The following is a 12,207-nucleotide window of genomic DNA, read 5'->3' as shown; positions in this document are numbered from 1 at the left end:
GGAGGGGCCGGGTCGCGTGAGCCCAGGCCCCTCCGGCTCCACCCGACCCGACGCATCCACCGCGCCCGGCGCAGGCGATGAGAAGGACACCATGCACCACACCCACACCCCGGCCCCCGTCGCGGAACTGCTCGACCTGCTCGGCGACCGCGTACTGACGACCCGCCAAGCCGTCGCACCGTTCACGACCGACGCATCCCGCGCGAACCCCGAGGGCGAGCCGCTCGCCGTGGTCCGGGCGCGGGCGACGGCGGACGTCTCGGCGGCGCTGGCATGGGCGCACCGGCACGGCGTCCCCGTGTCGGTCCGTGGTGCCGGGACGGGTCTCGCCGGCGGGGCGGTCGCGTACGAGGGCGGACTGGTCGTCGCCCTCGACGCCATGGACCGCATCGTCGAGATCGACGTCGAGAACCGGCTCGCCGTGGTCGAGGCGGGCGTGGTGACCGCGGACCTGGATGCGGCGGCGCGAGCGCACGGACTGTTCTTCGCCCCCGATCCGGCGAGCTCGCGCACCTCGACCGTCGGCGGCAACCTCGCGACGAATGCGGGCGGCCTGCGCTGCGTCGCGCACGGCGTGACCCGGGACGCCGTCGCGGGACTCGAGGTCGTCCTCGCCGACGGGCGGGTGCTCGCCACCGGCGGCAGGACCCGCAAGAACGTCGTCGGCTACGACCTCACCGGACTGTTCGTCGGATCCGAGGGCACCCTCGGGGTGATCACGCGTGCCACGGTCCGGCTCGAGCCGATCCCGCCGGGGGAGCCGTGCACGTTCCGCGCGAGCTTCGACAGCCTGCCGGACGCCGGACGTGCGGTCACCGCGATCGTCTCCAGCCCCGCGCGGCCGGAGGTGCTGGAACTCCTGGACGCGGCCAGTGTGCGGATCATCGAGCGGTACCGGCCCAGCGGGCTCACCGAACCGGGCGCCGCCCTGCTCGTGGGCCAGGCGGTGGGTGCGGATGCGGCCGCGCACGCGGAGGCGATCGTCGCGCTGTGCCGGGAGCACGGTGCGGTGGACACCGCCGTCAGTGACGGCGACGCGCTCCTGGAGGCCCGCCGGCTCGCGAACCCGGCGCTGAACGCCGCGGGGCTGCGGGTGTCGTGCGACGTCGGTGTCCCGGTTGCGCAACTCGCCGAGATGTTCGCCGGGATCGAGGAGATCTCCCAGCGTCACGGCCGTGGCATCAGCACCGTCGCGCACGCGGGCGACGGCAACCTGCATCCGACCGTCGAGGCTGCCGACACCCCCGAGGAGCACGAGGCGGCCGGTGTCGTCATCGACGACATCACCCGGCTCGCCCTGTCGCTCGGCGGCACCATCAGCGGTGAACATGGCATCGGCTCGGTCAAGCAACATGAACTCGACTGGCAGCTTGACGCGACGAACCGGTCGGTGCACCATGCGATCAAGGCCGCGCTCGACCCGCGCGGCATCCTCACCCCGCACCGCGCGATCTGACCTTCAGCCCCCGATCCGCGCCTGCACGAGCCGCAGGACGTCGGGGTCGCGCACGACGATCCGCGCCTCCGTGACCGCGGACGCGGTGGATGCGAGCGTCCCGACCGCGACGTCGACCGCGTCCTCCAGCGGCCAGGCGTAGATGCCGGCGCTCACGAGCGGGAACGCGAGGGTCTGCGCGCCGAGTGCGTCGGCGACCTCGAGGGCGCGGCGGTAGCACGACACGAGGAGTCCCCGGTCGCGTTCCCCGGCGGCGTGGTTCGGGCCGACCACATGGATGACCCACCGCGCGGGGAGCTCGCCCGCATCCGTCCACCCGGCGTCACCGGTGGCGAGACCGTGCGGGAAGCGTTCGATGCACGAGCGCAGGATGCGGGGCCCGCCGGCGCGGTGGATCGCGCCGTCGACGCCGCCGCCGCCGCGCATCGCGCGGTTCGCGGCGTTCACGACCGCGTCCACCCGCTGGTCGACGATGTCGCCGAGGACGACCGTGACCCGCGTCATGGGCTCACCGCGTCGTCCTCGCCGCCGGGCGGGAAGTCGCTGCGCTCGGGCCTGCGCGTGAGGTACACCGCGCTCGCGGCGCACCCGCCCCACACGATGACGATCGACAGCAGCATGAAGACGACGGCGACCGCGGTCATCGGACCGCTCCCTTCTTGCGACGGCCGGGATCGGGCACCGGCGGCCAGGCGGTGAAGTCGTCGGGGGAGCGCCGCCACGGCGCGGCCGAGAGCACCCCCGTCGCGACCAGGATGAGCCCGATCGAGCCCCACCCGAACACCAGCAGGTACCAGTCCGGCAGTCCGCCGTATCCCTCGAGGATGAGCGTGACGATGCGTTGCACGAGCATGTAGCCGAGCACGATCGGGCCGACCACGCCGACGAGGATCGTCCAGACGGCGCCGACCTGGAAGGTCGACACCGCGTTGAGGTGGGACCGGAGCTCCGGGCCCTTGCGGCGTGCCCAGATGACGAGCACGGTCATGAGCACGGCAGCCCCGACGATGCCGATGTTGTTCGCCCACTGGTCGACGACGTCGAGCGCGAGCAGCCCCGTCGTCGTGGCGAACAGGAGGAGCGAGAGCACGGCGGAGACACCGCCGACGCCGATCGCGGCCGCGCGCCGGCCGATGCCGAACTTCTCCTGCACCGCGGCCGACACGACCTGCAGCACCGAGATGAGCGAGGTGAATCCGGCGAGCGCGAGCGACCCGAAGAAGAGGCAGCCGAAGAACGCGCCGCCGGGCATCTGCGAGACGATCACCGGGAAGGTGATGAACGCGAGACCGACGCCGGTCAACCCTTCCAGATCATCGATGCCGCCGCCCTGCTGCACCGCGAAGAACCCCAGGGTCGCGAACACGCCGATGCCGGCGAGGATCTCGAAGGACGAGTTCGCGAACGCGACCACCAGGCCCGGCCCGGTGAGGTTCGCGCGGCGCTTGCGGTACGAGGCGTACGTGATCATGATGCCGAACGCGATGGACAACGAGAAGAAGATCTGACTGTAGGCGGCGATCCACACATCCGGGTTCGTCAGGGCCGCCCAGTTCGGTGTGAACAGCGCGTTCAGGCCCACGGCCGCCCCGTCGAGGAACAGCGCCCGCACGACCAGCACGAGGAACGCGATGACGAGCACGGGCAGCCCGATCACGTTGACCCGTTGCAGGCCCTTCGCGACCCCTGCGGCGAGCACCACGATCGTGACGATCCAGATGGCGGCGAGGGGCACGAGCACACCGGGGACGAACTCGAGGCTGAGCCCGGGCTCGCCGGTGCGCAGGTAGTCCCCGGTGAAGAACGCCGCCGGCTCCTCGCCCCACCGCAGGTCGAACGAGAACACGAAGTAGCTCACCGCCCACGCCAGCACGGCCGTGTAGTACAGGCCGATGACGAACGCGATCATCACCTGGAACCAGCCGAGCGACTCCAGCCACCGCCCGCCGGTCCCGCCGAGGCGCCGCAACGCGGTCGGGGCGGCACCGCGGAACCGGTGCCCGATCGCGTAGTCCAGGAACAGGATCGGGATGCCGGCGGTCAGCAGCGCCACGAGGTAGGGGATGAGGAACGCCCCGCCGCCGTTCTCGTAGGCGACGCCGGGGAACCGCCAGATGTTGCCGAGGCCGACGGCGGAGCCGATGGCGGAGAGGATGAACCCGATCTGGCCGGTCCATTGCTCACGGGGCGGCGCGGAAGTGGTCATGGTGCTCCTTCGTCGTTCCGGCGAAGCTAGCAAAGGGCCGGCGCCGGGACGAGGGGCTTGTGGACGATGTCCCTGTGCACGTGCGGAATAGGGTGGTGCGCACGCTATCGGGTGCGTGGCGGCTTCGGGAGGCTGGAGGCATCCCCGGCCATGGTGGCCGGGCAGCTCGAAAGGACTCCCGTGAACACTGCTCCCGTCCGCCCCTCCGTCGTCACCGCCGCCTTCTGGATCTGGCTGCTGGCCGCCCTCTCCGGGATGGTCTCGGTGGTCACGATGCTCGTCGCCGTCAACGTGCTCGCCACCCTCGGCTCCATCGCGGCGGAGGAGCCCGAGGCCTACCTCTTCGTGACCGGCTTCGGGCTCATCGTGGCCTGGATCGCGATCGCGATGGTCGTCTTCCAGGTCATCCTCTCCGTGCTCTACCGCGACGGCCGCAACTGGTCCCGCATCACGCTCGCGGTGTTCGCGGTGCTCTCCATCGCCACGGTCGTGATGGACGTCACCTCGCTGTTCGCGTGGGTGTACGTCGCCGCGAACCTCATCGCGCTCGTGCTGTCCTTCCTGCCCGAGGCCAACACGTACTTCGCCACCGCCGGGACCCGCCGCCGCACCGCCGCGCCGGTCGAGGCCGCCACGGCATGACCCGCGATTGGGTGCGGCGTCCGGCGGGCACGCCGGCGCCGCGCCCGGCGCACGTCCCGTCCGAACACGCCGTCGACGACGGCGTGTTCGGACCCGACAGTCTGACCTGGCGGTTGCACGCCGGCCGCAGCCTGCTCCTCGCCGTGGTCGCCGGCACGGCCACGCAGTTGCTGCATCCCGTCCTCGTCCGCGCCGACGAACACGAAGCGACGGCACCGGGGCACCGGGCGCGGGCGACCTACCGGCACGTGCTGACCGTCACGTACGGCGACACCGCGGCGGCCAAGCATGCGGGGCGGTCGCAACGCCGCATCCATCAGTCCGCCGCCGCCGCCGACGCGGTGGCCGGCGCGGTCGGCGGCGCGGATGCGGAGGAGGCGCTGCGCTGGGCGCACAACGCCCTCACCTGCATCGCGCTCCGGGCGTTCCGCCGCTACGGGCCGGCGCTTCGCCGCGGGGACCCCGACCGGTACGTACGGGAGCAGGCGCTGGCCGCGGAACTGGTCGGCATCGACCGGATGCTGCTCCCCGCCTCGGCCGCCGAACTCGACGACTACATGACGCAGACCACCGGCCGACTCGCGGTCACGGCGGCGACCGTGCGCGCGCATGCGGCGCTTCGCCGCAGTGCGCCGACGGGTCGGCTGCTCACCGCGGCCGCCGAGGGGCTCATGCTGCCTGCGCACCGCCGGCTCCTCGGCCGCCCCGGCACGCCCGCAGGCGACCGCACGGTCAGGGCGGCGGCCCGGATGCTGCTCGCGCGCCCCGGCATCACCGCGAGGGACTGAGCGAGGCGGCGAGGCCCGACCGGCCGGTGATCCCGAGCTTCGCGTACATGCGTCCGAGGTGCCCTTCCACGGTCCGCACCGAGAGCACGAGCGCGGACGCGATGTCGCGGTTGGACAGCCCCGCCGCGACCATGGCCGCGATCTCCCGTTCGCGCCGGGTGAGCGGCGTGTGCACGACGGCGGCGGCATCCGGCAGGCCCAGGAGCGCCGACAGCATCGAGCGCGCCCGTCCCGCCTCCGCGGCGAGGTCGTGCTGTCCCCGCTCGGCCGCCAGCCGCTCCGCCTGCCCGGCGCAGTCCGCGGCGCACGCGAGCATCCCGATCGCCTGGAACGCGGTGCTCACCCGGAGGAGCCCCGGCGCGTCCGCCTCGGTCAGCAGGCGCGCGTGTCGCAGCTGCAGGTCGTGCACGTCGCCGTCGAGGTCGTCCTCCAGCGCGGTCAGGCGGGCCGCGGCCGCGGTGTCGCCGCGACGCACCGCGAGATGGAGGGCGCGCGCGGCTGTGCCGTGGAGGCCCCGAGCCTCGAGGTCGTCGGCGAGGTCGACGGCGGCGGCGACCGATCCGGTCTCGGCGATCGTGACCGCGAGCAGCGACAGCTCGTCGTCCGGACTGAGCACGAAGTTCTGCGAGCGGTGCAGCGCCCGGTACTCGCGCGCGGCACGCCTGGCCCGGTCGAGGTCGCCGGCGAGGGCGCTCGCCTCGGCGAGCTGCGCGAGGGCACGGGGGAGGAAGTCCGGCGGTCCTTCGGCGCGGATCGTCCAGACCGCGTCGCCCGCGGCGGTGAGCGCGCGCGTCGCGTCGCCGGCTGCGAGGGCGACCTCCGCCTCCGCGACCCGGTGCACGGCGTCGTCCAGTCGCAGTTCCGCGGCGGATCCGCCGCGCAGCGCGCCGTCCACCTCCGCGAGCGCGGCGGTCACCCCGGCCGATCGCAGGACGGCGACGAACGCGGCGGATGCGGTCTCCTCGCCGACCCAGGTGGTGGCACCGAGGTCGCGGGCCGCCCGGAGCGCCGCCCGCACCTGCACCGCGCCGGCGTCCGGGCGGCCGAGCGCGGTGAGCACGATCGCGTGGATCGCGTCGACCCGCTGCCGGAGCGGTGCGGCCAGCGGGCGGGCGTGCGCATGCTCCTCGTGGGCGCGCGCGAACGCCCCGCCGTACGCCAAATGCAGCACCCGGTGGCCGTGGAGTTCGCGGAGCCGCGCGTGGGCGTCGGCTGCCGCGGTCCGCAGCACGTCCGCCGCCGCATCGAGCACGGTGAGGGCCGCGTCGACGTCGCGTTCCTGCGCGTGCACGGCGTCGGCGCGCGCCGCAGCGGTCGCCACCCACTGCTCGGACGTCTCGTCGTCCCACGGCGTGGGCCGCGCGCGGAGGAGCGAGTCGGCGCGGTCGAGGAGCAGCAGGGTGTCCTCCGTCCGCCCCAGCCCTCGCGCGGCGTTGGCCGCAGCGTGCAGGAGGGGCACGGCTTCCGCCCCGGCGTGCGCGACCGCGGCGGACGCGATCGCGAAGGCGGCGTTGTTGTCGTGGACGGCGTTGGCCGCGGTGGCGGCGCGCCAGGCCAGCCGGGCCGGCACCGGTCGCCCGGTGCGCAGGGCCCACAGCACGGTGCGGACATGCCCGGGGCCGATGGCCGCGTCGGCGTCCCGGATCCGATCGTAGGCGAGCCGGTGCAACGCCTCCGCGCGACCGGGTGCCAGCGAACGGCGGATGCAGTCGCCCACCGCCGGCGAGACGAAGCGCAGCGCGCCGCCGTCGTCGACCCGGAGCACGCCGGTGCGGTGTACCTCTGCCAGCGCGGCGGACGCCGCATCCGACACCTCCGTGAGGGGCAGCGGCTCGCTCACGGCGATGCGTTCGAGGAGGTCACGCGCGGCGGGCGAGCAGCGGGCGAGCTCGGCCTCGGTGCGGATGCGCAGCGCGAGCGGGTCGAGCTCCGCCACGAGATCCCACCCGCTCCCGATCTGCCGGACGGCGCCCGTCCGCACCGCCGCATCCAGCAGTGCGACCACGACGGCGTGGACGCCGGCGCTCGCACGCCACAGTGCGCCGGCCAGGCGCGCGCTGACCGGCGCCCCCAGCGCGTCGGTCACGGTGGTGACCAGTCCGTCGCGGGTGAGCGGTTCGAGGGTGAGCACGACGGCGCGCCCCGAGGCCACCGCATCCGACACTGCGGGCGGCAGCTCCGCCCCGGTCCGGGCGGTGAGGGCGATCGGGACGCCGTTCGCCAGCGCCGACCCGACGGCATCGTCGTCGGCCGCGGCACGCACCGGCACGGCGTCGGGACGCACCGATGCCGCGACGCGGACGGCCTCGTCGGCGAGCCGGCTCTTGCCGACCCCGGGCGGGCCCACCACCAGCAGACAGCGCGGTCCGTGCTCGGCGGTCAGCGCCTCGACCGCGGTCGTCCGTTCCCGCTCGCGACCGCTGAACGGCCAGATCACCCCACGCACTGCATCCCCCTCGGCCCTCATGCATGCTATGCCCGAGCCGAGGCCGTCGCGCGCGATGCGCGGCGCGGGTCGCCGATGGCTGCGATCAGCGCATCGCGTCGCCGATGTAGGAGTACTTCAGGAACACCTCGGCGGCGATCCCCGCCTCCTCCAGCACGCCCTGCACGGCGGTGAGCATGTAGCTCGAGTCCCAGCCGAGGTACAGCGACCATCGCTCGTCGAGCTCGTCCCACTGCCCGTTCCAGGCCTGGCCCTCGTACACCGGCCCGCCCTGTCGCGCGCTGTAGGCGAGCACCGCGGCGCGGTCGTCGGCCCAGAGGCGCTTGAACACGCGGGCGAAGAGGTACTTGATGTCGGGGACCTCCCAGTGCTCACCGCGGTACTCGACGTAGGCGAACTCGCGCTCCCAGCCGCGCGGCCAGCCGCGGCGGTGGATCCCGTCGAGGATCGGGGTGAGGCCGTCGTCGTCGATCGCGGTGACCTCGGGTCGTGCCCACAAGGCGACCAGCCGCGCGGTGAGCGCCTCGGTCCGCGCCGCGATCGCCGCCGTGCCCCAGGCGTCCTCAGCTGCGATGTCACGAGTCAGTCCGATGCCGCTGCGCGCATACAGGGCGCGCTTGTCGGGGTAGGACAGGTCGAACGCGCGCTCGGCGAGCGGTTCCTCCAGGAGGGTGAGGTTCCCGAGCGTGCCGGCGAGGGCGCGGTGACTGTTCTGCTCGTCGTCGCCGTACTCGCCCCACGTCCGGACACCGTCGCCGCTCCAGCCGTCGCCGGGCGCGAGCGGGAAGACGTGCTCGACCTCGACGTCGTCGAGGCGCTCCAGCCCCGCGAGGCGCCCGAGCACGTACGCCGGATGCGGCAGTTCGCCGTACTTCACGGCGACACGGACGCGCTCGTCGCTGGGGGAGATGCGGGCGATGGCCCGCCAGAGCGCCTCGCGGCCCAGCATCCGGGCCCGGCACAGCCGTGCGACGAGGCGGTCGGTGGGCATGCCGACGAGGGTGCGACGCAGCAGCAGCGCCTGCACGTACTCCAGCGTCTGCACGAGCTCCGCCCGGGGGAGGTCGCCGTGCAGGTGGTCGTGGTAGGCGCGCATGACGAGCGGCGACATCGCGCGGCCGAAGGTGCCGAGGTACCCCAGTTGCCGGGTGAGCTCCTCGTCGGGCGCGTGGCCCGGGTCGAGGAGCACCCGGAAGATCTCCGAGTACGCCTTCCACTCGGCGGCGTGGCGGTGGAGGGTCTGTGCGTCCAGCCGCGGGAACCGGCGCCGGAACGCGTCGTAGACGCCACGTCCGCCCCGGACCACGACCTCGCGACCGGTGAGCATGACCAGGTAGTGGCGCCAGAACTCGCCGATGGCCTCGCCGGTGTTCTCCTCGATCGGCACCCAGAACGTGCGCTCGACCTCGAGCTGCTCGGCGTGCGAGAGGCCCATCAGCACGTAGTTGTGGATGAGCTCGTGGTCGCGGAGCGGTTCGCCGGTGGAGTTGAGGCTCTCGAAGATCTGCTGCGCGTTCGCGTGCGCCCCGAGGGTGATCGCGACGTGCTCGAGCCGCTGCAGCCCGCGCCAGATCCGGGCGACCTCGTCGGGGCGGATCTGGCTGCGGAAGAACGCGTAGTTGTCGTCGAACCGCGAGACGCGCCCGGCGTCGGCGGGGGAGCGGCGCTCGAGCACGACGCTCTCGAACACCTCGGCCCAGGCCCGGTGCGGCCGCAGTTTCGTGCGCGACGGGTCGTCGGGGCGCACGAGCACCCGTCCGAGCTCGGCGGCGAGGTCGGGGTCGGTCGCACGGACCGTGTGCTGCAGTGCGGCCACGAGCAGCATGAGCGTGGTGATCCGCTGCTGCCCGTCGATGAGCACGAGCTCGTCGTCCGCGGTGCCGCTCGTGGTCGAGAGGATCGATGCGAGGAAGTGCGTGTGGCCGTCTTCGGCGTCCGCCACGGCGCGCACGTCGGCGAGCAGCTGCTCGCATCCGCCGATGTCCCAACGGTACTGCCGCTGGTACACCGGCACCACGATGCTCGTCACCTCGTCGGAGAGCCAGCGGATGGTCCCGACCGCGGTCGCGTCGACGTTCGTGGCGGTGCTCGTAGCCGTCGTCATGGTGCGTGTTTCCTCCGTGATCGGCGTTTCCGGCGCACGGTCATGCGCGACGCGACCGAGATGGATTTTACCGGCCGGGCTCTCAGGGGGCGGGAGACGGGCGGGGATAGGCTGACCTCACCTGGGCTTGTAAAAACTTCGCTGGCCCCAACCGAAAGGCATGATTCGTCATGGGTTACATCACGTCCGCCGCGCTGGAGGAGACGGGATACGTCGTCCTCGACCGCTACAACCAGGAGATGGATCCGAAGGAGTGGCTCGACATCGAGTACGTCGACTGGAAGTCCTCCGGCGACACCCGCTTCGCGCCCCTCGCCTCGGCCAAGGGTGAGATCGAGTGCAACGGCTTCTGGAACCACAAGCCGCCGCGCACCGACAAGGACGGCGTCTTCATCCCCTCGCAGGTCGAGAAGGCCCCCAACCTCACCCGCCGTGCGCAGGAGCCGGGCGCGAACGTCGGCCGCTGCCGCGTCATCGAGCTGCAGCCCACGCCGTACGGCGAGTGCCTCTACAACCTGCACCAGGACGACAACAACCGCCTGAACCCCGACGGCACCGGCTGGGTCGTCCGCGGCTTCTTCAACCTCACCGACGACCAGGACAGCTTCTTCGTGCTCCGGCACAACCGGACCGACCCGGAGGGTGAGGTGCGCATCGCGCTGCCCGCCGGCGCACAGCTGATCATCGACACGCAGCGTCTGTGGCACGCCGCCACCCACCGCGGCACGGAGCCGCGCTACTGCCTCATCACCTCGTGGGAGTCGGGCCCCGAGCTCGACGCCTACATCGAGAAGTACCACGGCGTGAACCACGTCGAGAGCGTCCCGCTGTCGCAGGAGGAGCTCGACGAGGGCCAGGCCGAGCAGGCGCGCCGCGACGCCGCCCGCGCCGCGTACTACGCCGCCAAGGGCCAGGCCGAGGTCCAGGCCATGAGCGAGGCCTGAGGCTTTCGCGCAACGAGGAACGCCCCGGCCGATCGGCCGGGGCGTTCCCTGTTCGGGCGCGGTCGCTCAGAGGAGCGCCGCGTCGTCGCGGTTGCGGTGCTGGATGCGGTGACCCACCCAGAACCCGATCGCGATGACGCCGACCAGCGCGATGCCCAGCATCCACGGGAGCAGGTTCGGCACCGCGGTGCTGGCGCCGGTCGCCAGCTGCACCGAGCCGTCGGCGAGCTGTCCGTTGCCGTCGGCGAGGGCGGCCGCGCCGTCGCGCAGGTCGACGCTGCCCTCGAACAGCTCGTCCGAGCCGTCGGAGAGGCGGGTCGCACCGGCGGCGAGCTCCGATGCGCCTGCGGAGAGCGAGCTCGCGCCCTCGGCGAGTGTCGTCGTCCCTTCGGCCAGCGAACCGGCGCCCGCCGAGAGGTTGCCCGCACCGGCCGCGAGGTTCTGTGCGCCGCTGTTCAGGCGCTGCGCGCCGGCCGAGAGGTTCTGCACACCGCTCGAGAGCGTCGCGGCACCGGCGGCCACGGTGTTGACGCCGTCCCGGAGTTCGACGGACTTGCCGGCGAGGTTCTGCGCACCCGCGACGACCGTGTTCAGACCCGGCCAGTTGTTGCCGGCGTCGCCGTTCAGGTACAGATCGACACCGCCGATGACCTGGCCGACGCCGTCACGGGCGCTGACGAGGCCCTCGGCAAGCAGCGGTGCGGCGTACGCAGCGTCCTTCACACCGTCCAGCACAGCGGCCGCGGTCATCAGGGTGGTGCGCTCCTCGGTGGTGAGGTCGGTGTGGGTGGCAAGCTGCTGGAGCCCAGTGACCAGGCCGAGAGAAGTGATTCTGCCGGCGGCGCCTTGGATAGCCGCCTTGTTGGTGATGAGCGCCTGCACGCCGGGCGTGATGCCGTCGCTGATCGACTTGTACAGCTCGTTCTGCACCTTCGCGCGAAGGCCCTCGACGTACTGCTTCGACCCGGCGACACCGGTCGACAGCTGCGCCGCGCCCGCAGCGAGCTGGCCTGCGCCGTCGGCGGCGCGAGCCGCGCCGTTCGCGAGGTTCACCGCACCCGCGGCGGCGGTGTGCGCACCGCTCGCGAGCGTCGACGCGCCGGAGGCAGCCGTCGCCGCACCCGCGGCGAGCGTCTCGGCGCCCGCGGCGAGGGAGGCCGCGCCGCTGGCCGCCGAGGCCGCGCCGGAGGAGAGCCGGGTCGCGCCGTCGGAGGCGCTGTGCGCGCCCGCCTCCAGGTCGTCCGCGCCTTCGGCGAGGTCGCTCGCACCGGCGGAGATCCGACTCGTGCCGTCGGCGACCTGGGACGAACCGTCGTTGGCGGTCGACGCACCCGAGGAGAGCTGCATGGCCCCGTCGGAGAGCTTCGACACGGTGGCGAAGTAGAGGAACACCATCACGGCGAGGAGGACTGCGAGGACCGTGACGGCGATCCGCATCCCCCAACCGTGACGGTGTGCTGCTGAGGTGCTCGACATTGAGGACTCCCTAATCGTGCCCGCTCCCGTGCGGACATCTGGTCGCGCGAGGCTAACAGGGGATTCCCAGCCGACCGGGCACCTCTTCGCCCGGAACTAAGTGTCACCCGGTCTGAAACCGGGTCTCTTGTATGCCGTCTACAAA

The 12,207-nt window shown here is 72.8% G+C and carries 10 protein-coding genes; 4 read left to right on the top strand and 6 right to left on the bottom strand.

Annotated features, from left to right (window positions below; all coding sequences use genetic code 11):
* The first annotated feature begins 91 nt into the window (after positions 1-91).
* Positions 92-1,456 (top strand): FAD-binding oxidoreductase, encoded by a 1,365-nt coding sequence (locus ACWAUO_RS07105; RefSeq protein WP_460774221.1) that lies wholly within the window; start codon positions 92-94, stop codon positions 1,454-1,456.
* A gap of 3 nt (positions 1,457-1,459) precedes the next feature.
* Here ACWAUO_RS07105 and ACWAUO_RS07100 read toward each other — a convergent pair whose 3' ends face one another.
* Genes ACWAUO_RS07100 through ACWAUO_RS07090 form a run of 3 tightly spaced genes read right to left on the bottom strand, consistent with a single transcriptional unit; the run spans position 1,460 to position 3,662 of the window.
* Entirely contained in the window at positions 1,460-1,960 is a 501-nt protein-coding gene (locus ACWAUO_RS07100) for a macro domain-containing protein (RefSeq protein ID WP_460774220.1), read from the bottom strand.
* Positions 1,957-2,100, bottom strand: coding sequence for a methionine/alanine import family NSS transporter small subunit (locus ACWAUO_RS07095; RefSeq protein ID WP_460774218.1), 144 nt, complete (start codon positions 2,098-2,100; stop codon positions 1,957-1,959). Before ACWAUO_RS07095 ends, ACWAUO_RS07100 begins: the two co-directional genes overlap by 4 nt.
* Positions 2,097-3,662 carry a sodium-dependent transporter gene (locus tag ACWAUO_RS07090; protein WP_460774217.1) on the bottom strand — a complete coding sequence of 522 codons (1,566 nt, stop codon included), beginning with the start codon at positions 3,660-3,662 and terminating at the stop codon, positions 2,097-2,099. Before ACWAUO_RS07090 ends, ACWAUO_RS07095 begins: the two co-directional genes overlap by 4 nt.
* A gap of 180 nt (positions 3,663-3,842) precedes the next feature.
* Between ACWAUO_RS07090 and ACWAUO_RS07085 the strand changes: the two genes are divergently transcribed.
* Both ACWAUO_RS07085 and ACWAUO_RS07080 read left to right on the top strand, forming a co-directional pair.
* Positions 3,843-4,304: a hypothetical protein gene (locus ACWAUO_RS07085; RefSeq protein ID WP_460774215.1), complete on the top strand. Its 462-nt coding sequence runs from the start codon at positions 3,843-3,845 to the stop codon at positions 4,302-4,304.
* Complete coding sequence (locus ACWAUO_RS07080; RefSeq protein WP_460774214.1) at positions 4,301-5,092, top strand: oxygenase MpaB family protein; 792 nt, start codon at positions 4,301-4,303, stop codon at positions 5,090-5,092. Before ACWAUO_RS07085 ends, ACWAUO_RS07080 begins: the two co-directional genes overlap by 4 nt.
* Here the strand turns inward: ACWAUO_RS07080 and ACWAUO_RS07075 are convergent.
* Both ACWAUO_RS07075 and ACWAUO_RS07070 read right to left on the bottom strand, forming a co-directional pair.
* Positions 5,076-7,538 (bottom strand): helix-turn-helix transcriptional regulator, encoded by a 2,463-nt coding sequence (locus ACWAUO_RS07075; protein ID WP_460774213.1) that lies wholly within the window; start codon positions 7,536-7,538, stop codon positions 5,076-5,078. The two genes, ACWAUO_RS07080 and ACWAUO_RS07075, sit on opposite strands and share 17 nt — an antisense overlap.
* Positions 7,539-7,623: 85 nt before the next feature.
* Complete coding sequence (locus tag ACWAUO_RS07070) at positions 7,624-9,642, bottom strand: DUF262 domain-containing protein (RefSeq protein WP_460774212.1); 2,019 nt, start codon at positions 9,640-9,642, stop codon at positions 7,624-7,626.
* 170 nt (positions 9,643-9,812) lie between these two features.
* On the opposite strand from ACWAUO_RS07070, the gene ACWAUO_RS07065 reads away from it, so the two are divergent.
* Positions 9,813-10,586: a hypothetical protein gene (locus ACWAUO_RS07065; protein ID WP_460774210.1), complete on the top strand. Its 774-nt coding sequence runs from the start codon at positions 9,813-9,815 to the stop codon at positions 10,584-10,586.
* A 66-nt stretch (positions 10,587-10,652) separates the two neighbouring features.
* Here ACWAUO_RS07065 and ACWAUO_RS07060 read toward each other — a convergent pair whose 3' ends face one another.
* The gene (locus ACWAUO_RS07060) at positions 10,653-12,023 is read right to left on the bottom strand and encodes a hypothetical protein (protein WP_460774209.1); all 1,371 of its coding nucleotides are present in this window, start codon (positions 12,021-12,023) and stop codon (positions 10,653-10,655) included.
* Positions 12,024-12,207 lie beyond the last annotated feature (184 nt).

It is taken from the genome of Microbacterium sp. GXF7504, assembly GCF_054798235.1.
The sequence above is the reverse complement of the archived record's forward strand: the minus strand, read 5'-3'. Positions and strand labels throughout refer to the sequence as shown.